A 26,220-nucleotide genomic window follows, 5' to 3' on the forward strand; every position below is an offset into this window, starting at 1 on the left:
TTTCCAAGCCCAAATGCGGCTGAAACGCCCGGCTGTCGCGGACTGCGATAACGTCTTTCACTGGCCATGGGGCAGACGCGCGATCCGACGCCTGCTCGCCCTGGTTCACAATCATTGAAAATTGTCGAAAACACTACATCTAGTGGGTTGTAGCCCCACGAGACCCTAGATATAGTGTGCCCTGCCCGGCGCCCGACGCCCGACGCCCAAAACCATGGCCGCGCTGGCACCGCCGCCCCAACAAGAATTGCCAACCGAGGATTCGCATGCAAACTGCCCTGAACACCCCCTCCGCCCCCCGCGCCTCCCACGCTGCTTCCTCGACGCCGCAGCAGCGCGACGTCGCCGGCTCGCCCGCCGGCGATGCGCTGGCCCACTACCAGATCATTCGCCGCAACGGTGCGGTCGTTCCCTTCGAGCCGAACAAGATCGCGATCGCGATGATGAAGGCCTTCCTTGCGGTGCACGGCACCCAGGGCGCGGCCTCGGCCAGCGTGCGCGAGACGGTCGACACCCTGACCCAGGCCGTGGTGCGCGCGATGGTGCGCTCGCGTCCGGGCGGCGGCACCTTCCACATCGAGGACGTGCAGGACCAGGTCGAGCTCGGCCTGATGCGCGGCGGCCACCACGAGATCGCGCGCGCCTACGTGCTCTACCGCGAACGCCGCTCCCAGGAGCGCAGCAAGCAGGGCGAGCAGGACGCGCCGATCGCGGTGTCCACGCTGCACGTGCTCGACCGCGGCGAGCGCGTCGCGCTCGACCTCAACGAGCTCAAGAGCCTGATCGAGTCCGCCTGCACCAACTTGGGCGACAGCATCACTTCCGGCCCGATCGTGGCCGAGACCATGCGCAACCTCTACGACGGTGTGCCGCTGGACGAGGTCTACAAGGCCTCGATCCTGGCCGCCCGCACGCTGATCGAGAAGGACCCCGACTACACCTTCGCCACCGCCCGCCTGCTGCTGCACACGATCTTCAAGGAAGTGATCGGCCGCGAAGTGCCGCTGGCCGAACGGGCCCAGGCCTACGCCGACTACTTCCCGCAGTTCATCAAGAAGGGCGTCGACAACGAGCTGCTCGACGAGAAGCTGCAGCAGTTCGACCTCGCCCGCCTGGGCGCTGCGCTCAAGCCCGAGCGCGACCTGCAGTTCGACTACCTCGGCCTGCAGACCCTCTACGACCGCTACTTCCTGCACGTGCGCAAGTCGCGCATCGAGCTGCCGCAGGCCTTCTTCATGCGCGTCGCGATGGGCCTCTCGCTCAACGAGATCGACCGCGAAGCCCGCGCCATCGAGTTCTACGAGGTGATGTCCTCGTTCGACTTCATGTCGAGCACCCCGACCCTGTTCAACAGCGGCACCCTGCGCTCGCAGCTGTCGAGCTGCTACCTGACGACCGTGCCCGACGACCTCGACGGCATCTACGAGTCGATCAAGGAAAACGCGCTGCTGTCGAAGTTCGCCGGCGGCCTGGGCAACGACTGGACCCGCGTGCGCGCGCTCGGCAGCCACATCAAGGGCACCAACGGCGAATCGCAGGGCGTGGTGCCTTTCCTCAAGGTGGTCAACGACACCGCTGTGGCGGTCAACCAGGGCGGCAAGCGCAAGGGCGCGGTCTGCACCTACCTGGAAAGCTGGCATCTCGACATCGAGGAATTCCTCGAGCTGCGCAAGAACACCGGCGACGACCGCCGCCGCACCCACGACATGAACACGGCCAACTGGATCCCCGACCTGTTCATGCGCCGCGTGATGGAAAAGGGCACCTGGACCCTGTTCTCGCCGTCGAACGTGCCCGACCTGCACGACAAGTTCGGCCTCGACTTCGAGACCGCCTACGTGGCCTACGAAGAAAAGGCCGCGCGCGGCGAGATCACGCCCAGCCGCACGCTGCAGGCCTCGGACCTCTGGCGCAAGATGCTCACGATGCTGTTCGAGACCGGCCATCCCTGGATCACCTTCAAGGACGCGTGCAACGTGCGCTCGCCGCAGCAGCATGCCGGCGTGGTCCATTCGTCGAACCTCTGCACCGAGATCACGCTCAACACCAGCGACACCGAAACCGCGGTCTGCAACCTCGGCTCGGTCAACCTGCTGCAGCATCTGAAGGACGGCAAGGTCGACCAGGCCAAGCTCCAGCGCACCATCTCGACCGCGATGCGCATGCTCGACAACGTGATCGACATCAACTACTACGCGGTCAAGAAGGCGCGCGACTCCAACCTGCGCCACCGCCCGGTCGGCCTCGGCCTGATGGGCTTCCAGGACGCGCTCTATGAGCTGCGCATCCCCTACGCCTCGCAGGAAGCGGTTCAGTTCGCCGACGAATCGATGGAAGCGATCTGCTACCACGCCTACTGGGCCTCGACCGACCTGGCGCGCGAGCGCGGCAAGTACTCGAGCTACAAGGGCTCGCTGTGGGACAAGGGCATCCTGCCGCCCGACACCCTCGACCTGCTCGAGAAGGCCCGTGGCGGCTACGTCGAGGTCGACCGCTCGGCCACGCTCGACTGGGACGCGCTGCGCCAGAAGATCAAGGCCGACGGCATGCGCAACTCCAACTGCGTGGCCATCGCACCGACCGCGACCATCTCCAACATCATCGGCGTCGACGCCTCGATCGAGCCCTGCTTCGGCAACCTCTCGGTCAAGTCGAACCTGTCGGGCGAGTTCACGGTCATCAACCACTACCTGGTGCGCGACCTCAAGCGCCTGGGCCTGTGGGACGACGTGATGGTGATGGACCTGAAGCATTTCGACGGTTCGCTGCGGCCGATCGACCGCGTGCCGCAGGACGTCAAGGCGCTCTACGCCACCGCCTTCGAGATCGAGACCACCTGGCTGGTCGAAGCGGCCTCGCGGCGCCAGAAGTGGATCGACCAGGCGCAGTCGCTCAACATCTACATGGCCGGCGCATCGGGCAAGAAGCTCGACGACACCTACAAGCTGGCCTGGCTGCGCGGCCTCAAGACCACCTACTACCTGCGTACGCAGAGCGCGACGCACGCCGAGAAATCGACCGTGCAATCGGGCCGCCTCAACGCGGTGTCCTCGGGCGGCAGCGATGCGCCGTCGGGCATGAGCGCGCTCGAAGCCGCGGCGCTCGCAGCGCAAGCGCAACTGAGTTCGATGCCCGCCACCGACATCGCGTTCTGCGGCGTCGACGATCCGACCTGCGAAGCTTGCCAGTGATGTCGGCGTGAAGTTGTGGTGGTTCGCGGCATCGACCGACAAATTGCGATGCATGCGAACAACATAACGACCACATAATTGAAGCGCGACGTGAGGAGCACTTTGCAACTCACATCGTTGCTCACATAATTTGAGCATTGGATTTTTCTATGTTGACCTGGGACGAAGAAGTCAAGCCCTCCTTGCCAAAGGATCTGCAGCAAGGACTGCGGCACCCATCGAACAGCGGCGCGCCAGTCGCCGGCTCGTCGGAGTTCCCGACTTCGCAAATTGCCCCTCAAGCGCCCCTCGCCGCACGCACGCTCGATGACGGCGCGGCGGTGCGTCCGGCTCCGGCCACGCAAGCTGCACCCGCGACGCATCGCGTCAAGGCCGCCGACAAGCGCATCATCAACGGCCAGACCGACGTCAACCAGCTGGTGCCGTTCAAGTACAAGTGGGCCTGGGAAAAATACCTCGCCACCTGCGCCAACCACTGGATGCCGCAGGAAGTGAACATGACGCGCGACATCGCGCTCTGGAAAGACCCGAACGGCCTGACCGAGGACGAGCGCCGCATCGTCAAGCGCAACCTCGGCTTCTTCGTCACCGCCGACTCGCTGGCCGCCAACAACATCGTGCTGGGCACCTACCGCCACATCACGGCGCCCGAATGCCGCCAGTTCCTGCTGCGCCAGGCCTTCGAGGAAGCGATCCACACGCACGCCTACCAGTACATCGTCGAATCGCTCGGCCTGGACGAGAGCGAGATCTTCAACGCCTACAACGAAGTGGCCTCGATCCGCGAGAAGGACCAGTTCCTGATCCCGTTCATCGACGCCATCAGCGATCCGAACTTCAAGACCGGCACGCACGAGACCGACCAGACCCTGCTCAAGTCGCTGATCGTCTTCGCCTGCCTGATGGAAGGCCTGTTCTTCTACGTCGGCTTCACGCAGATCCTGGCGCTGGGCCGGCAGAACAAGATGACCGGCGCCGCCGAGCAGTACCAGTACATCCTGCGCGACGAGTCGATGCACTGCAATTTCGGCATCGACCTGATCAACCAGCTGAAGCTCGAGAACCCGAATCTCTGGACGGCCGAGTTCAAGGCCGAGATCAAGGCCCTCTTCATGAAGGCCGTCGAGCTCGAATACAAGTACGCCGAGGACACCATGCCGCGCGGCGTGCTCGGCATGAACGCCTCCATGTTCAAGGGCTACCTGCGCTACATCGCCAACCGGCGCGCGCAGCAGATCGGCCTCGAAACGCTCTTCCCGAACGAGGAAAACCCGTTCCCCTGGATGAGCGAGATGATCGACCTCAAGAAGGAGCGCAACTTCTTCGAAACCCGCGTGATCGAGTACCAGTCGGGCGGTGCGCTCTCCTGGGATTGAATCTCTTCCGATAAAAAACAAAGTGCATCCAGAAATAACTCTCATCGACACACCGCACCGGAGAGTGCGGCATCGCTGAGGGTGCAGGTGTTCATGGTGCTGGAAACCGTTCCAACGCCATGAATCGCTTCACGCTGACCAACATGCGTGGAGTGCTTCAAAAGGTTGATTTTTTCAACTTGATCAAGGAGAAATAGAAATGGCAACTGCAAAGAAAGCGCCGGCTAAGAAAGCCGCTGCAAAGAAGGCCCCGGCAAAGAAGGCTCCCGCCAAGAAGGTCGTAGCCAAGAAGGCGCCGGCAAAGAAGGTCGCGGCCAAGAAGGCTCCGGCGAAGAAGGTAGCGGCCAAGAAGGTCGCCGCCAAGAAGGCACCGGCGAAGAAGGCTCCTGCCAAGAAGGTAGTGGCGAAGAAGGCCCCGGCGAAGAAGGCTCCTGCCAAGAAGGCAGCCGCCAAGAAGGCGCCGGCCAAGAAGGCCGCTGCGAAGAAGGCCCCCGCCAAGAAGGCGCCGGCGAAAAAGGCTGCGGCAAAGAAGCCCGCTGCCAAGAAAGCCGCGAAGAAGCCCGCTGCCAAGCCTGCCGCCAAGAAGCCTGCTGCCAAGAAGGCCGCAAAGGCGCCTGCCAAGGCTGCCGTAGCGCCTGCCCCTGCTGCGCAGACGACGCTGAACCCGCAGGCTGCGTGGCCGTTCCCGACGGCCAGCAAGCCCTGAGTTTTTCAGCGGCCTTGAAGGCAAAAGCCCGACACCGCAAGGTGTCGGGCTTTTTCATTGGGCCTCCCGACACCGCGTCGGGTGTCGGGCTCTTCTTTTGGGCGCCGGATTGGCCTTGCTCAGGCCGCCAGGCCCAGGGCCTTGCGGTCCACCTGGTAGTTCTGCGGGCCGCGTTGCGCGATCTTGAGCGCACCCAGGTGATTGCCGAGCGCCGCGCAGCGTGCCAGCGACCAGCCTTGCTCGAGGCCGAACAGCAGCGCGCCGCGCCAGGCATCGCCGCAGCCGGTGGGCTCGATCACCGCCGCCGGCTTCACCGCCGGCACGTGCTCGCGCTCGCCCCCGATCCAGACCTCGCAGCCTTCGGCGGCCAGCGTCACGACCAGGCCTCGCACCCGCTTCGAGATCTCGGCCAGGCTCCAGCCGGTGCGCTGCGACAGCATCTTGCCTTCGTAGTCGTTGACCACGACCCAGCTCGCCAGCTCGACGAAATGCGCCAGCTCCTTGCCGTCGAACATCGGCAGGCCCTGGCCCGGATCGAAGACGAAGGGGATGTCGGCCGCCTTGAACTGCTCGGCGTGCTGCAGCATGGCCTCGCGGCCGTCGGGCGCCACGATGCCGAGCCGGATATCCTCGCGCGCGGCAATGCGCGTGATGTGGGCCTGCTGCATCGCGCCCGGATGGAAGGCCGTGATCTGGTTGTTGTCCCGGTCGTTCATGATCATGGCCTGGGCCGTGAAGGTGTCCTCAACCTGCCGCACGAACTCGGTGCTGATGCCCAGCGTGCGCAGGCGCTCGAGGTAATCGGCACCGTCACTGCCGACGGTTGCCATCGGCAGCGCCGTGCCGCCCAGCGCGTTGAGGCTGTAGGCGATGTTGCCGGCGCAGCCGCCGAAATCGCGCCGCAGGCCGGGCACCAGGAAGGATACGTTCAGGATATGCAACTGGTCCGGAAGGATCTGGTCCGCGAACCGCCCTTCGAAAGTCATGATGGTGTCGAACGCGAGGGAACCGCAAATCACTGCTGCCATGGATGAGCCACTGGTTGGGTAAAAGAAACTGAAGGGTGATCGCTCAGGGATAGAGCGCCTCGATGCGAAAGCCGGCGACCGGCGGCATCGATGCGGCTTCGGCGCCGCCGAGCTCGAGCGACAGCGAGGCCGCGCGCTCGGCACGTGCAGGCAGCACCGCCGGCGCGCCGAACTCGGAAGGCATGAGCACGCGCCGCACCACGGCCCGCTCCTGCGTGTCGAGCAGCGACAGCTCGACCGCGGGCATCGCGAGCGGCACGGCGGCGGCGTTGCGCAGCGTGAAGTTGAGCTGGAAACCGTCGCCGCTCTTCTCGCGCGCAAACGAGGCGCCGTCGAGCTTGATGTCGTTGATCTGCCGCAGCGCCGAAAGCTCGCAGCCGGTCACACGGCACAGCGTCTCGAGCAGCGGGCGCAAGGCGGGCTGACGCGCGGCGATCAGGTCGCGCTCGTGGTGCAGCACCTGGACGAGCAGAAGCAGGGCCGCCAACACGGCCGTGGCGAACAGCGAGCGCCGGACTGCGGCGCGGCGCCACCAGGAGGAGGCTTCGTCGACGCCGAAGAAGGTCGGCGCGGGCTCGGGCGGCACCGCCGCAGCAGCGGTCGGCTCGGACTCGCTCGCGGCCAGCACCATCGGCGCAACATCGGCCGCGGCGTCCCCTTGCGCCCTGGCCTTCGCCTTGGCGATCTTGGCGGACTTGACGCGCGCGCGGCGCAACGCCTTTTGCATCTGGGCATGCCCGGAGTCGTCGGACTGCGGCGCGGCATCGCCGGCCGGCATCGCGGGCCGCGAGGGCAGCGTCAGGTCGATGTCCGGGAACGACAGCGGCGGCGGCACGGGAGGGCGCACCGCGATGCGGCCTTCGTCGCCGAGCAGCAGGGAGTCCGGATCGGGCCACGACACGTCGGCGACCACGCCGGTGAAGGCCGCAGGCTCGGCGAGCGGTGCCGGGCCCGACTCCTGTTCGTCGTCAAAAAAGTCCGCGTCGGCAATGCCGGGCTTGTCTTCATCGGCAGCGTCGAGCGGGGCCGTTGGCTCGGGCTCGGGCTCGGCCTGCAAGGAATGCGCCTCGGACGCAGGTGCCGGCTCCGGCGTCGGCAGCGGGGCCGGGACCGACGCCGAGGGCCGGGCGTCCGGCGCCTCCTGCAAATCGACGGTCGCATCGAACACCTGGCTGCAGCGTCCGCAGCGCACCCAGCCATCGGAGATTCGCAGCTGATCCCGCACCACCTTGAAAGTGGTGTCGCATGCGGGGCAGCGGGTGACAAGGCTCATCGAGGCGGGATTGTATTGCTCGCCCCCAGGTTGGGCTCACTGCGTGTAGCCCGCCCACCCCCTACCGGGGGCAACACCAGCGGCCCGGCGAAGCCGGTTCCGCGGTGTTTCACGAAGAGGCCCCGGACTTCGCCGGCCTATGACTGGGCTTTCGCCGTCATCAGGATCCAGCCGTCCTCGCTGTCGCTGACCTCGAGCGCCGCGTAGGGGGCATAGGCCGCCTTCAGCTCGTCGGCCTGCCGTTCCAGGATGCCGGCCAGCACCAGCTCGCCGCCCGGCGCGACGTGGCCGCAGAGCAGCGGCGCGAGCACCTTGAGCGGCGTCGCCAGGATGTTCGCAAGCACGATCTGGTAGCGGCCCGCGGCAGCCTCCGGAAGGCCGGCCTTCAAGGCAACGCCATTGGCCTCGGCATTGAGCCGGGTCGATTCCACCGCGGCCTCGTCGATGTCCACCGCGTCGATGTCGAGAGCGCCGAACTTCGCCGCGCCGATCGCCAGGATGCCGGAGCCGCAGCCGTAGTCGAGCACGCGCCGGCCCGCGAGGGTGCCGCGCGTGGCGATCCAGCGCAGGCACATGCGGGTGGTCGGGTGGGTGCCGGTGCCGAACGCCAGCCCCGGGTCGAGCCGGATCACCTGGCGGGCTTGCGCGGGCGGTTCGTGCCAGGTCGGCACGATCCAGAACTCGGGCGTGATCTCGACCGGCGCGAACTGCGACTGCGTCAATCGCACCCAGTCCTGCTCGGGCACGTCGGCCAGGCCCAGCAGGCGGCACTCGGCGAAGAAGTCCTGCGCCTGGAGCAGCGCCGCCGCTTCGCGCGCCAGCGCCTCCGTGGCGAACAGCGCGATCACCCGCGAGCGCTGCCAGCCGTCCTTGGGCGGCGGCATGCCCGGTTCGCCGAACAATGCCTGCTCGGCATCGGTCTGCGCATCGGCATCTTCGACCGACACGCTCAGTGCGTCGAGCGCATCGAGCGCGTCGCTGACCGTCTCGACCAGGTCTTCAGGTGCCAGCAGGCGTAGTTCGAACACAGCAATTCCTCTCAATAGTCCACGCCGCGCCCGACACGCAGTGAGCCAACCTGGGGCAGGTCACCTCTTGTGCGAAGCAAGCCACTCTTCAAGATAGTGGATGTTGGTGCCGCCGCTCATGAACTTGGCGTCCACCATCAGCTCGCGGTGCAGCGCGATGTTGGTCTGGATGCCTTCGATCACCGTCTCGTTCAGCGCCGTGCGCATGCGCGCCATCGCCTGTTCGCGGGTGTCGCCGTAGACGATGATCTTGCCGATCATCGAGTCGTAGTTCGGCGGCACGAAGTAGTTGGTGTAGACATGCGAATCGACCCGCACGCCCGGTCCGCCCGGCGGATGCCACATGGTGATGCGGCCCGGCGAGGGCGTGAACTTGTACGGATCCTCGGCGTTGATGCGGCACTCGATCGCGTGGCCGCGCATCTCGATCTGGCGCTGGGTGAACGGCAGCTTCTCGCCGGCGGCCACCATGATCTGCGTCTTCACGATGTCGATGCCGGTGGTGAACTCGGTCACCGGATGCTCCACCTGCACGCGGGTGTTCATCTCGATGAAGTAGAACTCGCCGTTCTCGTAGAGGAATTCGAAGGTGCCGGCGCCGCGGTAGCCGATCTTCTTGCAGGCGGCCGCGCAGCGCTCGCCGATCTTCTCGATCAGCTTGCGCGGGATGCCCGGCGCCGGCGATTCCTCGATCACCTTCTGGTGGCGCCGCTGCATGGAACAGTCGCGCTCGCCCAGGTAGACCGCGTTCTTGTGCTTGTCGGCGAGGATCTGGATCTCGATGTGGCGCGGGTTCTGGAGAAACTTCTCCATGTAGACGGCCGGATTGTTGAAGGCCGCGCCGGCTTCCGCCTTGGTCATCTGGATCGCGTTGACCAGCGCCGCCTCGGTGTGGACCACGCGCATGCCGCGCCCGCCGCCACCGCCCGCCGCCTTGATGATGACCGGGTAGCCGATCGCGCGCGCGATCCGCTTGTTGGTATTGGCGTCGTCGGACAACTCGCCCTCGGAACCCGGCACGCAGGGCACGCCGGCCTTGATCATGGTCTGCTTGGCCGACACCTTGTCGCCCATGATGCGGATCGACTCGGGCGATGGGCCGATGAACTGGAAGCCGCTCTGTTCCACGCGCTCCGCGAAATTGGCGTTCTCGCTCAGGAATCCGTAGCCCGGGTGGATGGCTTCCGAGTCGGTCACTTCCGCCGCCGAGATGATGGCGGGCATGTTCAGGTAGCTCTGCGACGAAGAGGCCGGGCCGATGCACACCGCTTCTTCGGCCAGCTTGACGTACTTGGCGTCGCGGTCGGCCTCGGAATAGACCATCACGGCCTTGATGCCGAGTTCGCTGCAGGCGCGCTGGATGCGCAGCGCGATCTCCCCGCGGTTGGCGACTAGGATTTTCTTAAACATGAGCGCCCTCGCGGCTCGATCGCGCCAACGCGCGACCACCCCGGATCGGGACCAGTATCTTCTTGAACATGGTCACTCGATGATGAACAGGGGCTGGCCGTATTCGACCGCCTGGCCGTTCTCAGCGAGGATCTGCGTGACGGTGCCGGACTTGTCGGCCTCGATTTCGTTCAGGATCTTCATCGCCTCGATGATGCAGACGGTGTCGCCTTCCTTGACCTGGCTGCCGATCTCGACGAAGGCCGGGGCACCGGGGCTGGACGAGCGATAGAAGGTGCCGACCATGGGCGACTTGATCGCATGGCCCGTGACCACGGCTTCCACCGGAGCGGCAGCGGGCGCGGCGGCAGCGGCGGCCGGCGCAGCGACAGGCTGGCCCGCTGCAGGCGCTGCCAGCGTCTGCACATACTGAACCGGCGCCGCGATGCCGCCCTTGACGATGCGGACCTTGCCCTCGGTTTCGGTGATTTCCAGCTCGGAAATATTGGATTCGGACACCAGGTCGATCAGTGTCTTGAGCTTGCGTAGATCCATGGGACTCCAGCGCCGGCTTTGCCGGTCATTTGAATTTAACTCGCCTGAAGATCCGGTTATTTCGGCGTTTCAACGCCAACTACCGGATTTGTAGGGGCTGGATTCTAGCCGCGAACTAGGCCCGCCGCCACGACTGCAGGTCGCCGGCGTCGAGCTGGCCCATTTTACGCGCGACGACCGCGCCGCCCGAATCCACCACCAGGGTGTAGGGCAGGCCCCCCGCAGTGTTGCCCAGTTGCTTGACCAACTCCGTGCCTTGCAGGCCCGCGAGCCCGATCGGATAGCTGACCGGCGTCTTGAGCAGGAATTTGCGCACCGCGCTGGGCTGATCGATGGCCAAACCCACCACTTGCCAGCCGTTGCCGCGCATTTCGCGGAAGAAAGCGTCGATCACCGGCATTTCCTCGACGCACGGCGGACACCAGGTGGCCCAGAAATTGAGGACCAGGGGCTTGCCGCGAAGCCCTTCGAACAGCAGTTCCCCACCCTCGGGCCGCTCGAAACGCTGCGCCCAGAAGGCCTCGTCGAGCCGCTTCCCGTCGCCCTTTTCGTCCCGATGCTGCCGCCACCAGGCGCCGCCGATCCCGGCGGCGGCCGCAACTGCAGCCACTCCACCGTAGAGCCAGCCACGGCGTGTAGGGTTCGAACTCATCCACCATCCTTTTCTTTTTCCATCAGGCGCCGCAATGCCGCGAGGTTGCCGCGCGGCACACGCCCCTGGGTGTCGGGCTTGAGCGCCCCGCGCAGGTCGTCCAGATCGTAGACCAGCAGGTGGACCCCGATCTCCTCGCCCAGCGCCCGACTGGCCGCATGTACGCTGAGCGCCTCCACCTGCTCGCCGTGGAAGCCGGTGACCATGCGCGGCTCGTAGTCCACGTGGTGATCGATCAGCGCGATCTCGGCCGATTTGGAGTCGTCGCAAAACAGCTGGATGTAGATGTCGGACAACCGGGTCGCCGTGCCGTGCCAGACGGCGCCGCCCACGTGCGGCCGGAACTGCGCCATGCGCTCCATCCATTCGAGCGCCAGCAGGCGCAGCGCGTGGAGCTCCTGCGGCTGGGTGTCGGCGCAGAAGAGCTCGATGTAGTCGCGGACCTCGGCCTCGACCTCATCGTTGTTCGGCAGCGCGGTGCGCACGGGCAACCCGAGGTCGCGCAGCGCGCGGCGCTTGGCGGGCCCGTATTCCAGCCCCTCCTCGACCACGAGGCGGGCCGCGACGGCGGCGATTTCCTGCTTCGACGTGTCCATCGGGCCATTTTGCCCGCTCTGCGCCGCTTGCAAACGGATGGCCCCTGCGCATCCCTAGAATCGACCGATGCACATTCACATTCTCGGCATCTGCGGCACCTTCATGGGGGGTGTGGCGGCACTTGCGCGCGAAGCCGGCCACCGGGTGACCGGCTGCGACGCCGGCGTCTATCCGCCGATGAGCGACCAGCTCCGGGCGCTCGGCATCGACCTGATCGAGGGCTTCGGCGCCGACCAGCTGGCCCTGAAGCCGGACATCTTCGTGGTCGGCAACGTGGTTTCCCGGGCCCGGACCGCCGACGGCGGGCCGAAGTTCCCGCTCATGGAAGCCATCCTCGACGCCGGCGCCGCCTACACCAGCGGGCCGCAATGGCTGGCCGAGCACGTGCTGCAGGGCCGGCACGTGCTGGCCGTCGCCGGCACCCACGGCAAGACCACCACCACCTCGATGCTGGCCTGGATCCTCGAGCGCGCCGGTCGGGCGCCCGGTTTCTTGGTCGGCGGCGTGCCGCTGGACTTCGGCGTCTCGGCGCGGATCGGAGGAGCGACACCTCCCCAGGCCGGCGCCGGGCCACTCCCAAGGCGGCCTGCGGCCCCCTCGGGGGGCAGCAAACCAGCAGTGGAGAGCGTGGGGGCCCCCTTCGTGATCGAGGCGGACGAGTACGACACCGCCTTCTTCGACAAGCGCAGCAAGTTCGTCCACTACCGTCCGCGCACCGCGATCCTGAACAACCTGGAGTTCGATCACGCCGACATCTTCGACGATCTGGCGGCCATCGAAAGACAGTTCCATCACCTGGTGCGCACAGTGCCGGGCAGCGGGCGGGTGGTCGTCAACGCCACCGAGGAGAGCCTGCAGCGCGTGCTGGCCCAGGGCTGCTGGAGCGAGCTCGCGCGCTTCGGCGCCGGCGGCGAATGGCAGGCTTCGGGCCCGCACGATGCCTTCGACGTGCTGCGCCGGGGCGAGCGCGTGGGCCGGGTCGAATGGGCGCTGTCGGGGCTGCACAACCAGATGAACGGCCTGGCGGCGATCGCGGCTGCCGATCACGTGGGCGTCGCGCCCGCGGCCGCTGCCGATGCACTGGCGAGCTTTCGCAACGTGCGCCGGCGCATGGAACTGCGCGGCAGCGTGGAGCGCGCCCCCGGAACGATCACGGTCTACGATGATTTCGCGCACCACCCGACCGCGATCCGCACCACGCTCGACGGCTTGCGCCAGAAGCTCGATGCCGCCGGCCGGAAGCAGGATCGCATCCTTGCGGTCTTCGAGCCGCGCAGCAACACCATGAAGCTCGGCACCATGGCAGCCCAGTTGCCCTGGAGCCTGGCGGCGGCCGACCTGTCGTTCTGCCACAGCGGCGGTCTCGACTGGGACGCCGCGGCGGCGCTGGCGCCGATGGGCGACCGGGCCCGGGTGGCGGATGCCATCGATCCGCTGGTCGCGCAGGCGGCGGCGGCGGCACGCGCCGGCGATCACATCGTCTGCATGAGCAACGGCAGCTTCGGCGGCGTGCACGAAAAGCTCATTTCCGCTCTCCACGCGCGAGAATGAAGCCATGCGCGCCCGCCAGCTCATCGAGACCCTCCAGCTGCAGCCCCACCCCGAGGGTGGCTGGTTCCGCGAGATGTTTCGCTCGGCCGCACAGGTACTGCCGGCCGATGGACGGGCGGCGCGCGATGCGCTCACCACCATCTACTACCTGCTCGAAGCACAGCAGCACTCGCGCTGGCACCGGGTGCAGTCCGACGAGGTCTGGATCCACCTCGAGGGCGCACCCCTGGCGTTGTGGACCAGCGACGCGGCGCTGCGTACGGCGCCCGCTCATCTGCGGCTCGGACCGGTCGACGTCCACGGCACGCGGCCCCAGCACACCGTGCCGGCCGGCCAGTGGCAGGCGGCACGGCCGATCGTGGCAGCGGCGGGCGACGACTACACGCTGGTGAGCTGCACCGTGGGTCCGGGCTTCGACTTCGACGATTTCGCCTTCATGCGGCCCGATGGCGACGAGGCGGCGCTGCTGCGCCACCACTGGCCCGATCTGGCGGCGCTGATCTGATCCGCTGATCCAGACCGGCGCCGGGCCGCCACCGGGCGGCCGACATTCAGCGGCGGCGCTTCTTGACCGCGTGCGCCAGCAGCTCCAGCACCTGGGTCGAATCGTCCCAGCCCAGGCAGGCGTCGGTGATGCTCTGGCCGTATTCCAGCGCCGAAATCGCATCCTTGCCCGCCGTGAACTTCTGCGCCCCGGCCTTCAGGTGGCTCTCGACCATCAGGCCGAACACGCTGTGGCTGCCGCCGGCGATCTGGTCGGCGATGTCCCGCGCGACGTCGATCTGCTTCTGGTGCTGCTTGCTGCTGTTGGCGTGGCTGCAGTCGACCATCAGCTTGGGCGGCAGCTTGGCGGCCTCGAGGTCCTTGCAGGCCGCCGCGACGCTGGCCGCGTCGTAGTTGGGCGCCTTGCCGCCGCGCAGGATCACGTGGCAATCCTTGTTGCCCTTGGTCTGCACGATCGCCACCTGGCCGTTCTTGTGCACCGAGAGGAAATGGTGGCCGCGCGCCGCCGCCTGGATGGCGTCGGTGGCGATGCGGATGTTGCCGTCGGTGCCGTTCTTGAAGCCGATCGGCGCCGACAGGCCCGAGGCCAGTTCGCGGTGCACCTGGCTCTCGGTGGTGCGGGCGCCGATGGCGCCCCAGGAGATCAGGTCACCGATGTACTGCGGCGAGATCACGTCGAGGAACTCGCTGCCCGCCGGCAGGCCCATGCGGTTGATGTCGATCAGCAGTTGGCGCGCGATGCGCAGGCCCTCGTCGATGCGGAAGCTCTCGTCGAGGTAGGGATCGTTGATCAGGCCCTTCCAGCCCACCGTGGTCCGCGGCTTCTCGAAATAGACCCGCATCACGATCTCCAGCGTGCCGGCGTACTTCTCGCGCTCGGCCTTCAGGCGGCGCGCGTAGTCGAGCGCAGCGGCCGGGTCGTGGATCGAGCAGGGGCCCATGATCACCAGCAGACGGTCGTCCTTGCCGGCCATGATGTTGTGGATCGCGTGGCGGGTGCCGGTGATCAGCGATTCCACCGGCGTCCCGGCGATCGGGAAGAAGCGGATCAGATGTTCGGGGGGAGGCAACACAGTGATGTCCTTGATGCGTTCGTCGTCGGTCCTGCTGGTTTTTTCGACGTTCGCATACCAGGTGTCGCTGGGCGGGGCGGCTTTCGTGCTCATCTGTGCTTCCTTGGAGAGGTCTGGATTTCGTGAGGCAATAAAAAAACCGCCGGGCTTGTGGCACCGGCGGTTCTGGGAGGTTCTGCTGTCTGCTTGCTTTACGCGCGCGCCTCTCGTCCGCCGGAAACCGGGAACCAAAAGAAGGCAAAGTAATAAGCGCGGGCGGCGGACATGGGAGGGGACTGTAGCACAGAAAGAAGCCGCTCAGGCGGTGCCGCCGACGGTCAGGCCGTCGATGCGCAACGTGGGCTGGCCGACGCCGACCGGCACGCTCTGGCCCTCCTTGCCGCAGGTGCCGACGCCTGAATCGAGCGCCATGTCGTTGCCGATCATCGTGACCCGCGTGAGCGCGTCGGGGCCGTTGCCGACGATCGTCGCGCCCTTCACCGGGTACTGGATCTTGCCGTTCTCGACCCAGTAGGCCTCGCTGGCCGAAAAGACGAACTTGCCGCTCGTGATGTCGACCTGGCCGCCGCCGAAGTTGGTGGCGTAGAGGCCCTTCTTGATGCTGGCGACGATTTCCGCGGGGACCCGGTCGCCGCCCAGCATGTACGTGTTGGTCATGCGCGGCATCGGCGCATGGGCGTAGCTCTCGCGGCGGCCGTTGCCGGTGGGCTTGGCCTTCATCAGCCGGGCGTTGAGCGAATCCTGGATGTAGCCCTTGAGGATGCCGTCCTCGATCAGCACGTTGCGCTGGGTCGCGTTGCCCTCGTCGTCGACATTGAGCGAACCGCGGCGGTCGGCGATGGTGCCGTCGTCGAGCACGGTGACGCCCTTGGCCGCGACGCGCTGGCCGATGCGCCCCGAGAAGGCGCTCGACCCCTTGCGGTTGAAATCGCCTTCGAGCCCGTGGCCGATGGCTTCGTGCAGCAAGATGCCCGGCCAGCCCGGGCCGAGCACCACCGTCATCTCGCCCGCCGGCGCGGGCCGGGAATCGAGGTTGGTCAGCGCCGACTTGACGGCCTGGTCCACATATTCCGCGATGTGCTCGTCATCGAAGTACGCCAGGCCGAAACGGCCGCCGCCGCCGCCGGAACCGACTTCGCGGCGACCGTTCTGCTCGGCGATCACCGTCACCGACAGCCGCACCAGCGGCCGCACGTCGGCGGCCAGGGTGCCGTCGGCACGCGCCACCAGCACCACGTCGTATTCGCTCGCCAGGCCGGCCATGACCTGGGCCACGCGCGGGTCGCGCGAGCGCGCGAGCTGCTCGACCTTCTCGAGCAGCTTGACCTTGGCGGTGCTGTCGAGTGTCGAGATCGGGTCGACGCCGTTGTAGAGCGAGCGGCTGGCCGCGATCTTGCGCGTCGGCGCCTTGACGCGCGCGGTCTTGCCGGCGGCCGAGATGCTGCGCACCGTGCGCGCGGCATCGAGCAGCGAGGCTTCCGAAATGTCGTCCGAATAGGCGAAGGCGGTTTTCTCGCCGCTGACCGCGCGCACGCCGACGCCCTGGTCGATGCTGAAGCTGCCGGTCTTGACGATGCCCTCCTCGAGGCTCCAGCCCTCGCTGCGGGTGTACTGGAAGTAGAGGTCGGCGTCGTCCACCTGGTGCGCCTTGATCTCCGCGAGCGCACGCGAGAGGTGCGATTCGTCGAGGCCGAAGGGCGTGAGCAGGAGCTGTTGCGCCGTGGCGAGGCGCTCGATGGTGGGTTCGCGGGAGATCATCGAAACATTCTAGGCTCCCCCCCAGGTTGCCCGGCACTTCGTGTCCGGGCGCCCACCCCCTACCGGGGGCAACACCAGCGGCCCGGCAAAGCCGGTTCCGCGGTGTTTCACCAACGGGCCTGGCTGCGCCGGCCGGTGGATACTGGCGCTGTGTTCGTTCGACGGCTGCGCGCGGCGCGTCTGTTCGGGGGCTGCCGCGGAACCGGCTTCGCCGGGCCGCCGGCAGCGCCCCCTGAAAGGGGGTGGGCGGCTACACGCAGTGAGCCAACCTGGGGGTCAGCTCTGGATCATTCGCTTGGCGCGGGAGATGGACATCAGGATGCCCAGCCCCAACCCCAGCGTGACCATGGCCGTGCCGCCATAGCTGATGAAAGGCAGCGGCACCCCCACCACCGGCAGGATGCCGCTCACCATGCCCATGTTCACGAAGGCATAGGTGAAGAAGATCATCGTGACCGCGCCGGCCAGCAGCCGGGAGAACAGCGTCGGCGCATCGAGCGCGATCGCCAGTCCGCGGAAGATCAGGAAGATGAAGGCCGCGATCAGCGCCAGATTGCCGGCCAGCCCGAACTCCTCGGAATAGGCCGCGAAGATGAAGTCGGTGGTGCGCTCGGGAATGAATTCCAGGTGCGTCTGCGTGCCCTGCATGAAGCCCTTGCCGCCGAGGCCGCCCGAGCCGATCGCGATCATGCCCTGGATGATGTGGAAGCCCTTGCCGAGCGGGTCCTTGGTCGGGTCCAGCAGCGTGCAGACGCGCTGCTTCTGGTATTCGTGCAGGATCTTCCAGTCGAAACCGTTGGCGCACAGCGTCGACTCGAAGCCGACGATCAGCGCCACCGCGACGATGCCGATCAGGACCGGCGGCACGATCAGCTTCCACGACAGGCCGGCGAAGAAGATCACCGACAGGCCGGTGGCCAGCACCAGCAGCGCGGTGCCGAGGTCGGGCTGCTTCATGATCAGGCCGACCGGCACCGCCAGCAGCACCGTCGCGACGACGAAGTCGAGCGGCCGCAGTTGCCCCTCCCGACGCTGGAACCACCAGGACAGCATCAGCGGCATCGCGATCTTGAGGATCTCGCTGGGCTGGATCACGACACCGACGTTGATCCAGCGCTGGGCGCCCTTCTTGGTGATGCCGAACAGCGCCACCGCCACCAGCAGCGCCACGCCGAGGGTGTAGATCGGCACCGCCAGCGTCATCAGGCGCTGCGGCGGCACCTGCGCCACCACGAACATGATGAAGCCGGCCAGCAGCATGTTGCGGCCGTGGTCGACGAAGCGGGAGCCATGGTCGTAGCCGGACGAATACATGGTCAGCATGCCGGCGCAGGCCAGCAGCAGCACGGCAAAGGCGAGAAAACCGTCGAAGCCCTGGAACACGGGCAACAGGCGCCGCGCGAGCGAAGGTTGATGGAAGACGGCCGACATGGGCCGCGATTATCGACGCCCGGAGCTTCGCCGACGGGCTCCAGGGGCCATTTTCGGCCGCAGTTCCGGATAATCGCGGCATGCCGCCCACCACCCACCTGCTCTATCTGCACGGCTTTCGCTCGTCGCCCCGGTCCACCAAGGCCAGCCAGATGGCCCGGCGCGTGGCCCGCCAGCACCCGAACCTGCACTGGTGGTGCCCGCAGCTGCCGCCTTCGCCGCGCGAGGCGATCGCGCTCGTGATGGGGGGCATCGCCGGCTGGCCGCGCAGCTCGATGGCGGTCGTCGGCTCCTCGCTCGGCGGCTTCTATGCCACCTATGTGACAGCCACCACCTATTGCCGGGCGGTGCTGCTCAACCCGGCGGTGGACCCGGCGCGCGACCTGGTGCGCCACATCGGCGATCAGACCCTCTGGCACGATCCGGCGGAGCACTTCCATTTCCGGCCCGAATACATCGCCGAGCTGCGCGCGCTCGAGGTCGGGCCGCTGGACCGGCCCGAGCAGGTGTTCGCGATCATCGCCAAGGGCGACGAGGTGCTCGACTGGCGCGACATGTCGGACCGCTATCCGGGCAGCCGGCTGAAGATCCTGGAGGGCGGCGACCATGCCCTGTCGGATTTCGAGACGCAGCACCTGGACGAGGTCCTTGCCTTCATCGATCCGGCCTGACGCTCCGCCGCAGCCGCGCATGGGAGAATCCGCCCCATGTTTGTATTGTTCGAAGAAGCCGGCAAATACCTGGGCGGCCGCGTCCTGTCGGAGGCCGAAGCCTCGGCACAGGTGGAGCTCGAGACCGGCAAGCGGGTCAAGGTCAAGGGCGCCAACATCGTGCTGCGCTTCGAGAAACCCTCGCCGGCCGAGCTGATCGCCGAGGGCCGCGCGCTCGCGGCCACGGTCGATCTCGACCTGGCCTGGGAATTCGCGCCCGAGGGCGAATTCGGCTTCGACGAGCTGGCCACCGAGTACTTCCAGGCCCGTCCGACGCTGGTGCAGCAGGCGGCGGCGCTGCTGGCCCTGTTCGAGGCGCCGCACTACTTCCGCCGCGCCGGCAAGGGCCGCTTCAAGAAGGCGCCGGCCGAGATCATCCAGCAGGCGCTGGCCGCGATCGAGAAGAAAAAGCTCGTGCAGGCCCAGATCACCGAGTGGGCCGGCCAGCTGGCCGCCGGCGTTTGCCCGGCCCCGGTGCGCGAGCAGCTGTTCAAGATCCTGTTCCGCCCCGACAAGAACGCGCCCGAATACAAGGCCGTCGTCGATGCCGCCCGCGCCACCCAGCGCCCGCCGCTCGAGCTGCTGAAGCGGGCCGGCGCCATCGACTCGGCCTACCAGTTCCACTGGCGCCGCTTCCTGTTCGAGAACTTCCCCAAGGGCACCGGCTTCCCGTCGCTGCAGCCGCCGGTCATCGCCGACGAACTGCCGCTGGCCGACGTGCAGGCCTTCTCGATCGACGACTCGCACACCACCGAGATCGACGATGCACTCTCGGTGCAGGGGCTTGGCAGCGGCACGGTGGTGGTCGGCATCCACATCGCGGCGCCGGGGCTGGCCCTGGTGCCCGGCGGCGCGATCGACCAGGTGGCGCGCGCGCGCATGTCGACCGTCTACATGCCGGGCCACAAGATCACGATGCTGCCCGACCACGTGGTCGAGGCCTACACGCTGCAGGAAGGGCGCGACTGCCCGGCGGTCTCGCTCTACGCGACCTTCGACGAGCAGACGCTGGCGCTCAAGGGCACCGAAACCCGGCTCGAACGGGTGCCGATCGTCGCCAACCTGCGCCATGACCAGCTCGACACGGTGATCACCCAGCCCTGGCTGGAAGACGCTTCGGCCGGCGCCGCGGAAACGCCCGCGATGCTGGCCCCGCTGCGCGCGCCGCTGTCCTTCCTGTTCCGGCTGGCGAAACAGCTGAAGGCCCAGCGCGAGGTGGTGCGCGGCAAGCCCGAGAACTTCAGCCGGCCCGACTACACCTTCCGCCTGGTCGGCAACGACGGCGAACCGACCGGCAACGAACCGGTGCAGATCGGCACCCGCCAGCGCGGCGCGCCGCTGGACCTGATCGTCTCCGAGGCCATGATCCTGGCCAACAGCAGCTGGGGCGGCTGGCTCGGCGAGCTCGGCGTACCCGGCCTCTACCGCAGCCAGGCCAGCCTGGCGCCCGGCATCAAGGTGCGCATGGGCACGCGGGCGCTGCCGCACGCCGGCCTCGGCGTGAAGAGCTACGCCTGGAGCACCTCGCCGCTGCGCCGCTACACCGACCTCGTGAACCAGTGGCAGATCATCGCGGCCGCGCGCCACGGCAAGACCGCCGCGCTGGCGGCGCCGTTCAAGCCCAAGGACGCCGACCTGTTCTCGATCCTGTCGGGCTTCGACGCCGCCTACAGCACCTACAACGCGCACCAGGGCGGCATGGAGCGCTTCTGGACGCTCAAGTACCTGCAGCAGCAGGGCATCACCGAACTCGAGGCCACGCTGATCAAGGACGTGCCCAACGGCGCGCTGGCGCGGGCCGACACGCTGCCGCTGGTGCTCATGGTGACCGGCACGCAGGGGCTGCAGCGCGGCGCGCGGGTGCGCGTGCGGCTCGGCGAGGTCGACGAGATCGCGCTCGACGTCCACGGCACGGTCATCGAGCGCCTCGATGCCGCGCCCGCCGATGCGCAGGCCGAGGACGAGAGCGGCGAGGACGAGGAAGTCGCCGGCCCGATCGCCATCGCTGTCGACCTGGCCGACACCGAGGCCGCACCGGAGAACGCGCCCGCATGAACCTGCGCGACCTCAGCACGCTGCAGATCGCGCTCGGCGTGTCGATCGTCGCGCACGCGGTCCTGCTGGCGGTCCGCTTCGTCGACCCGGAGTCCTTCAACCGCGTCTTCAAGGAGACGCCGCTCGAGGTGATCCTGGTCAACGCCAGGAGCAACGAGCGCCCGGACAAGGCCAAGGCCATCGCCCAGGCCTCGCTGGCCGGCGGCGGCGACCTCGACCGCGGGCGCGCCACCAGCCCGCTGCCGCCGTCCACCTTCACCGCGATCGGCGACGCGACGGAGGACGCCCAGCGCCAGGTCGAAGCGATGCAGCAGCAGCAGCAGATGCTGCTGGCCCAGATCAAGCAGCAGCTGGCCAGCATGCCGGTGCCCGATCCGCGCGCCCAGGGCAACCCGAGCGAAGCCGCGGCACGCGAGGAAAAGCGGCGCCAGCTGGTCGAGCTGCTGGCCGAGATCGAACGCCGCGTGAACGAGGAGAACGCCCGGCCCAAGAAGCGCTACATCAGCCCGGCCACCCGCGAGGCGGCCTATGCGGCCTACGTGGACGCGCTGCGCCGCAAGATCGAGGTGCGCGGCACCGAGAACTTCCCCGAGGCCGCCGGCAAGAAGCTGTACGGCGAACTGACCATGATGGTGACCGTCAACCACGACGGCAAGATCCTCTCGACCGACATCGTCGAGAGCTCGGGCGACCGGACGCTGGACCGGCGCGCGCAGGCGATCGTGCGCAGCATCGGCGGCTTCGGCAAGTTCACCGACGCGATGCGCCGGCAGACCGACCAGATCGTGCTGCCCTCGCGCTTCAAGTTCACCCGCGACGAGACGCTGGAGACCCAGCTCTCGTCCAGATAACAAGCCACCCGACATGACCGACCTGTACTGCGTGATGGGGCATCCGGTCGAGCACAGCCGCTCGCCCTGGATTCATGCGCGCTTCGCCGAACTGACCGGCCAGACCCTGGACTACGGCCGCCGGCTGGCGCCACTCGACGATTTCGCCGGCGCGGTGGCGGCCTTCCGCGCCGATGCCGCAGGCACGGCGCGCGGCTGCAACGTCACGGTGCCGTTCAAGTTCGAGGCCGCCGCGCTGTGTCAGCACCTGACGCCGCGCGCCGCGCTGGCGAAGGCGGTCAACGTGCTGAGCTTTCGCGACGACGGCGTGCACGGCGACAACAGCGACGGCATCGGCCTGGTCAACGACGTCCGGATCCACGCGGGCGTTGCGCTCGCAGGCAGCGAACTTCTGCTGCTGGGCGCGGGCGGCGGCGCGGCCGGCGTGCTCGGGCCGCTGCTGGAAGCCGGCCCGCGCCGGGTCGTGGTGGCCAATCGCACGCTGGCCAAGGCGATCGCGCTGGTGCAGCGCCACGCGGCGCTGGCGCTGCAGCACCACGTCACGCTCGAGGCACAGGCGCTCGACGGCGTGCCGGGCCGCTTCGACGTGCTGGTGAATGCCACGGCCTCGAGCCTGGCCGGCGGCGAGGTCCCGGTGGCGGCCAGCGTGCTGAAGCCGGGCGCGCTGGCGGTCGACATGATGTACGGGCCGGCCGCGGCGGGCTTCATGGACTGGGCGCGCGCCCACGGTGCCGTGCCGCGCGACGGACTCGGGATGCTGGTCGAGCAGGCGGCCGAGGCCTTCGAGATCTGGCGCGGCGTGCGGCCGCCGACCGCACCGGTGCTGGCCGAACTGCGCGCTCTCGTCGAGGCCCGGTGAGGGCCGTTCTGCGCTGGTTCGGCTGCGTGCTGATCGCGGCCTTCGCGCTGCAGCTCTTCTTCATCCTGCGGATTGCCGCGATGGCGGTGATCGACCCGCAGTCGACGGCGTTCCAGCGCTCCGAAGCCTGGCAGCTCGCGACCCGGGGGCGCAGCAACGGCGAACGCGAATGGCGCCAGCAGTGGGTGCCCTACAGCCAGATCTCGGACGCGCTCAAGCGCGCCGTGATCGCCAGCGAGGACAGCGAGTTCATCTACCACCAGGGCGTGGAATGGGAGGCGATCGAGCGCGCCCGCCAACGCAATGCCAAGGCCGAGGAGATCGCCGCAAGGCGCGCCGCGCAGCTGCGCGCGCGCGGCAAGGAGCCGCGCCCGGCCCAGTTGCGCGGCGGCTCGACCATCACGCAGCAGCTGGCCAAGAACCTGCTGCTCTCGGGCGAGCGCACGATGCTGCGCAAGAGCCAGGAGCTGGTGCTGGCCACCGCGCTCGAGGTGCTGCTGTCGAAGGAGCGGATCCTCGAGATCTACCTCAACAACGTCGAATGGGGCGAAGGCATCTTCGGTGCCGAGGCCGCCGCTCAGCACTACTTCAGGAAGCCTGCTTCGCGGCTCGGCACGCAAGAGGCGGCGCGTCTCGCGGTGATGCTCCCAAGCCCGAAATTCTTCGAGCGCCGGCAAGGCTCGGCCTATCTCGCGAACCGATCGGGCACGATCGCCGCGCGCATGCCGTCCGCAGAACTGCCCTGAGCCGCGGCACCCGGCCCGTATCATCGGCAACATGCTTGCAAAGTTCACGGGGTGGGGATTGCTGGCCTTGATCCGGCTGCTCACCGGCGCCCAGGCGCGCTGGTGGGGCTGTCCCCCCAAGGCCGAGCAGCGCATCTACTTCGCCAATCACCAGAGCCATCTCGACCTGGTCATGATCTGGGCCGCCCTGCCCGAGGAGCTGCGCAGCATCACGCGGCCGATCGCGGCGCGCGACTACTGGGCCAACACGCCGTTCAAGCGCTGGATCACGACCGAGGTGTTCAACGCGATCTATGTGGAGCGCGGCGGTGGCGCGGCAACGGTGCCGCCGACGCCGCCCATGGCACCGCCCGCCGAGCGGATCGAGCCATCGTTCGACGATGCGCCGGGGCATGCCGCGCAGTTCGAGATGCCGCTGTCGCAGCCGCTGCCCGAACCCGGGCCAACGCCCGAACCCGAGCCGCCTCCGGCCCCTCCGGGCAGCGCGGAGGCGCTCGCCCCGCTGCAGCCGCTGATCGAGGCGCTGCAAAGCGGCGACTCGATCATCATCTTTCCCGAGGGCACGCGCGGCCACACGGGCGAGCCGCAGAAGTTCAAGTCGGGCCTCTTCACGCTGGCCCAGCTGTTCCCGGAGGCGGTGCTGGTGCCGGCCTGGATCGACAACGTGCAGCGCGTGATGCCCAAGGGCGAGGTGGTGCCGGTGCCGATCCTGTGCTCGGTCACCTTCGGCGCGCCGATCCGCCTCGAAGACGGCGAGGAGCGCCGCCCCTTCCTCGACCGGGCGCGCGCAGCGGTGGTCGCGCTGCGGGATGTCTAGATGAACCAGTACCTGCGCAACCTCTCTGCGACCCACCAGGTCGCGGCGCTGTTCTTGATCGTCTTCGGTCTGCTCGTCATCGTCAGCACGGTGGCCTTCATGCTGAGCTTCAGGGAGCGCCGCAATCCGGTCCACGACGAGATCTGGCAGCGCGAGCTGCACCATTTCCGCACGCTGCTGCGCACCACCTGGTTCATGGCGGTGGTGTTCTGGATCGGCTGGGCCCTGGGCGAGACCGTGGCGACGCTGCTGTTCGCGCTGATCGCCTTCCTGGCGCTGCGCGAGTTCATCACCCTGTCGCCGACCCGGCGCGGCGACCACCGAAGCCTGATCCTGGCCTTCTTCGTGGTGCTGCCGATCCAGTTCTGGCTCGTCGCGACCGCACACTTCAACCTCTTCACGGTGTTCATCCCGGTCTACGTCTTCCTCGCGATCCCGGTGGTGAGCGCGCTGGCCGACGACCCGAGCCACTTCCTCGAGCGCAACGCCAAGCTGCAGTGGGGCATCATGGTCTGCGTCTACGGCATGAGCCACGTGCCGGCGCTGCTGCTGCTGTCGTTCCCGGGCTACGAGGGCAAGAGCGCCTTCCTGGTGTTCTTCCTGGTGTTCGTGGTCCAGACCTGCATGCTGGTGCAGCACCTGGTCTCGCGGCGCAAGGCGATGCCGCCGGAAGGCGCGCCGCCACCGCCCCAGCCCCCGGGCTGGCTGGGCGCGATCCGGCACCGCCTCTTCATGCAGGAGCCCTTCGCGCCGCACGTGAGCCGCAGCTTCAACTGGACCAGCTGGGCGCTCGGCATGGCGATCGCGAGCGTGGTCGGCGCACTGTTCTCCTTCATCACGCCTTTCAAGTTCGGCCAGGCGCTCGCGGTGTCGCTGATCGCCTGCGTGGCCGGCTCGATGGGGCATCTCGTGATGAAGGCGCTCAAGCGCGACCGCGGCATTCCCAACTGGGGCCGGCGCGGCGTCGGCGTGACCGGCGCCAACGGCCTGCTCGACCGGGTCGATGCCCTCTGCTTCGCGGCGCCCGTGTTCTTCCACGCGGTGCGCTGGTACTTCGACGCCTGAACGCCCGGATCTGACGCATGCGCATCCTCGGCATCGACCCCGGACTGCAGACCACCGGCTTCGGCGTGGTCGACGTGGACGGCCACGCGCTGCGCTATGTCGCCAGCGGCACCATCAGCACGCGGCACCTGGGCACCGGCGAGCTGCCGGCGCGGCTCAAGGTGCTGTTCGACGGCATCGGCGAGATCACGGCCCGCTACCAGCCCGACGCGGCCGCGGTGGAGATCATTTTCGTCAACGTCAATCCGCAATCCACGCTGCTGCTGGGGCAGGCCCGCGGCGCCTGCCTGACGGCGCTGGTGACCCGCAACCTCGCGGTCTCGGAATACACGGCGCTGCAGATGAAGCAGGCGGTGGCGGGGCATGGCAGGGCCGCCAAGGCGCAGGTGCAAGAGATGGTGAAGCGGCTGCTGCACCTGCCCGGGTTGCCCGGGAGCGACGCTGCGGACGCGCTGGGGATCGCGATCACGCACGCGCACGTGGGCGCTTCGCTGGCGCGGCTGGGACAGGCGACCGTGCTCGGGCGCAGTACCAGCGGGCGGTATCGGGATGGGCGGACGCGGTAGCGGTAACGGCAACGGGCGTATTCGAAAGAGAACGTGCACGCTTGTATGCCCGCCCGGCACGCGGTGCGGGCCAGACGACCCCACTGCGCCGGCCCTTCGGGCTGCCTTGCGGTGCTCGCTCCAGGCGGGGTCCGCGCAAACTCGCTTCGCTCAAACACGCGCGGCCCTTTTTCCGCCTGAAGCTGCGCTCCTCAGCGGCGCAGAGGGGATCGCCCGTCCCGCACCGCATGCCGGGCTCGGGGGTGTTCGATCGACGGCGGCGTCTCCAACGCCAATGCAACCCCAACGTGTCCACGGCGGTGGGCGGTATGCCCCGGGCCGGCCGTTGAGGCACCGCCGAGCAGCGCAGCGGTGCGCGGATCAGGGCTCGCGACTGTTTGAGTGGAGCGCAGCGGAGCGAGTTTGAGCGAGACCCCGCGTACCGTGAGCAGCGCAGGGC

Annotated in this window: 23 protein-coding genes; 13 read left to right on the forward strand and 10 right to left on the reverse strand. The window is 67.8% G+C overall.

What is annotated here, in order from left to right; genetic code table 11:
• Positions 1–266: 266 nt before the first annotated feature.
• The 3 genes from AC1D2O_RS10660 (at position 267) to AC1D2O_RS10670 (ending at position 5,273) form a co-directional block, all read left to right on the forward strand.
• Positions 267–3,191, forward strand: a complete 2,925-nt coding sequence (locus AC1D2O_RS10660) for a ribonucleoside-diphosphate reductase subunit alpha (RefSeq protein ID WP_478156931.1) — start codon at positions 267–269, stop codon at positions 3,189–3,191.
• Between the two features lie 149 nt (positions 3,192–3,340).
• Positions 3,341–4,567 carry a ribonucleotide-diphosphate reductase subunit beta gene (locus AC1D2O_RS10665; RefSeq protein WP_478094427.1) on the forward strand — a complete coding sequence of 409 codons (1,227 nt, stop codon included), beginning with the start codon at positions 3,341–3,343 and terminating at the stop codon, positions 4,565–4,567.
• Positions 4,568–4,766: 199 nt separating this feature from the next.
• Positions 4,767–5,273 (forward strand): histone H1-like DNA-binding protein, encoded by a 507-nt coding sequence (locus tag AC1D2O_RS10670; RefSeq protein WP_442284989.1) that lies wholly within the window; start codon positions 4,767–4,769, stop codon positions 5,271–5,273.
• 119 nt (positions 5,274–5,392) lie between these two features.
• Here AC1D2O_RS10670 and AC1D2O_RS10675 read toward each other — a convergent pair whose 3' ends face one another.
• The 7 genes from AC1D2O_RS10675 to AC1D2O_RS10705 all read right to left on the reverse strand — a co-directional run bounded on the left by AC1D2O_RS10675 (position 5,393) and on the right by AC1D2O_RS10705 (position 11,794).
• Complete coding sequence (locus AC1D2O_RS10675) at positions 5,393–6,301, reverse strand: carbohydrate kinase family protein (protein WP_478156933.1); 909 nt, start codon at positions 6,299–6,301, stop codon at positions 5,393–5,395.
• 43 nt (positions 6,302–6,344) lie between these two features.
• Positions 6,345–7,574 carry a zinc-ribbon and DUF3426 domain-containing protein gene (locus AC1D2O_RS10680; protein WP_478094430.1) on the reverse strand — a complete coding sequence of 410 codons (1,230 nt, stop codon included), beginning with the start codon at positions 7,572–7,574 and terminating at the stop codon, positions 6,345–6,347.
• Between the two features lie 137 nt (positions 7,575–7,711).
• On the reverse strand, positions 7,712–8,602 hold the full coding sequence (gene prmA / locus AC1D2O_RS10685; RefSeq protein ID WP_478156935.1) for a 50S ribosomal protein L11 methyltransferase: 891 nt from the start codon (positions 8,600–8,602) through the stop codon (positions 7,712–7,714).
• A 60-nt stretch (positions 8,603–8,662) separates the two neighbouring features.
• Positions 8,663–10,012, reverse strand: a complete 1,350-nt coding sequence (gene accC / locus AC1D2O_RS10690) for an acetyl-CoA carboxylase biotin carboxylase subunit (protein ID WP_478156937.1) — start codon at positions 10,010–10,012, stop codon at positions 8,663–8,665.
• A gap of 72 nt (positions 10,013–10,084) precedes the next feature.
• Complete coding sequence (gene accB, locus AC1D2O_RS10695; RefSeq protein WP_478091730.1) at positions 10,085–10,546, reverse strand: acetyl-CoA carboxylase biotin carboxyl carrier protein; 462 nt, start codon at positions 10,544–10,546, stop codon at positions 10,085–10,087.
• A gap of 115 nt (positions 10,547–10,661) precedes the next feature.
• Positions 10,662–11,198 carry a TlpA family protein disulfide reductase gene (locus AC1D2O_RS10700; RefSeq protein WP_478156939.1) on the reverse strand — a complete coding sequence of 179 codons (537 nt, stop codon included), beginning with the start codon at positions 11,196–11,198 and terminating at the stop codon, positions 10,662–10,664.
• Positions 11,195–11,794, reverse strand: a complete 600-nt coding sequence (locus AC1D2O_RS10705; protein WP_478091727.1) for a hypothetical protein — start codon at positions 11,792–11,794, stop codon at positions 11,195–11,197. Before AC1D2O_RS10705 ends, AC1D2O_RS10700 begins: the two co-directional genes overlap by 4 nt.
• A gap of 67 nt (positions 11,795–11,861) precedes the next feature.
• Between AC1D2O_RS10705 and mpl the strand changes: the two genes are divergently transcribed.
• Complete coding sequence (gene mpl / locus AC1D2O_RS10710) at positions 11,862–13,346, forward strand: UDP-N-acetylmuramate:L-alanyl-gamma-D-glutamyl-meso-diaminopimelate ligase (protein ID WP_478156940.1); 1,485 nt, start codon at positions 11,862–11,864, stop codon at positions 13,344–13,346.
• A gap of 4 nt (positions 13,347–13,350) precedes the next feature.
• A complete protein-coding gene (locus AC1D2O_RS10715; RefSeq protein ID WP_478091724.1) occupies positions 13,351–13,851 on the forward strand; it encodes a cupin domain-containing protein in 501 nt (166 codons plus the stop codon).
• A 46-nt stretch (positions 13,852–13,897) separates the two neighbouring features.
• On the opposite strand, the gene AC1D2O_RS10720 is transcribed toward AC1D2O_RS10715, so the two are convergent.
• The 3 genes from AC1D2O_RS10720 to rodA all read right to left on the reverse strand — a co-directional run bounded on the left by AC1D2O_RS10720 (position 13,898) and on the right by rodA (position 18,112).
• Positions 13,898–15,016, reverse strand: a complete 1,119-nt coding sequence (locus AC1D2O_RS10720; RefSeq protein ID WP_478091723.1) for a 3-deoxy-7-phosphoheptulonate synthase — start codon at positions 15,014–15,016, stop codon at positions 13,898–13,900.
• A gap of 204 nt (positions 15,017–15,220) precedes the next feature.
• Positions 15,221–16,681 (reverse strand): metalloprotease TldD, encoded by a 1,461-nt coding sequence (gene tldD / locus AC1D2O_RS10725; RefSeq protein ID WP_478091722.1) that lies wholly within the window; start codon positions 16,679–16,681, stop codon positions 15,221–15,223.
• Between the two features lie 276 nt (positions 16,682–16,957).
• A complete protein-coding gene (gene rodA, locus AC1D2O_RS10730) occupies positions 16,958–18,112 on the reverse strand; it encodes a rod shape-determining protein RodA (RefSeq protein ID WP_478091460.1) in 1,155 nt (384 codons plus the stop codon).
• 80 nt (positions 18,113–18,192) lie between these two features.
• Between rodA and AC1D2O_RS10735 the strand changes: the two genes are divergently transcribed.
• From AC1D2O_RS10735 to ruvC, 8 genes are read left to right on the forward strand one after another with little or no spacing between them, the layout of a single operon-like run.
• Positions 18,193–18,783 (forward strand): YqiA/YcfP family alpha/beta fold hydrolase, encoded by a 591-nt coding sequence (locus tag AC1D2O_RS10735; RefSeq protein ID WP_478091461.1) that lies wholly within the window; start codon positions 18,193–18,195, stop codon positions 18,781–18,783.
• Between the two features lie 36 nt (positions 18,784–18,819).
• Positions 18,820–20,877, forward strand: a complete 2,058-nt coding sequence (locus tag AC1D2O_RS10740; RefSeq protein ID WP_478156942.1) for a ribonuclease catalytic domain-containing protein — start codon at positions 18,820–18,822, stop codon at positions 20,875–20,877.
• Positions 20,874–21,728, forward strand: a complete 855-nt coding sequence (locus AC1D2O_RS10745; RefSeq protein WP_478091464.1) for an energy transducer TonB — start codon at positions 20,874–20,876, stop codon at positions 21,726–21,728. The genes AC1D2O_RS10740 and AC1D2O_RS10745 overlap by 4 nt, the downstream gene beginning before the upstream one ends.
• Before the next feature lie 13 nt (positions 21,729–21,741).
• Entirely contained in the window at positions 21,742–22,587 is an 846-nt protein-coding gene (gene aroE, locus AC1D2O_RS10750) for a shikimate dehydrogenase (protein WP_478156944.1), read from the forward strand.
• Positions 22,584–23,333, forward strand: a complete 750-nt coding sequence (locus tag AC1D2O_RS10755; protein ID WP_478091467.1) for a transglycosylase domain-containing protein — start codon at positions 22,584–22,586, stop codon at positions 23,331–23,333. The genes aroE and AC1D2O_RS10755 overlap by 4 nt, the downstream gene beginning before the upstream one ends.
• Before the next feature lie 31 nt (positions 23,334–23,364).
• On the forward strand, positions 23,365–24,150 hold the full coding sequence (locus AC1D2O_RS10760; protein ID WP_478091469.1) for a lysophospholipid acyltransferase family protein: 786 nt from the start codon (positions 23,365–23,367) through the stop codon (positions 24,148–24,150).
• The gene (locus tag AC1D2O_RS10765; RefSeq protein ID WP_478091470.1) at positions 24,151–25,215 is read left to right on the forward strand and encodes a phosphatidate cytidylyltransferase; all 1,065 of its coding nucleotides are present in this window, start codon (positions 24,151–24,153) and stop codon (positions 25,213–25,215) included.
• Between the two features lie 17 nt (positions 25,216–25,232).
• A complete protein-coding gene (ruvC, locus tag AC1D2O_RS10770) occupies positions 25,233–25,781 on the forward strand; it encodes a crossover junction endodeoxyribonuclease RuvC (RefSeq protein ID WP_478156946.1) in 549 nt (182 codons plus the stop codon).
• The last annotated feature ends 439 nt before the right edge of the window (positions 25,782–26,220 follow it).

The organism is Variovorax sp. P1_G12 (assembly GCF_056405555.1).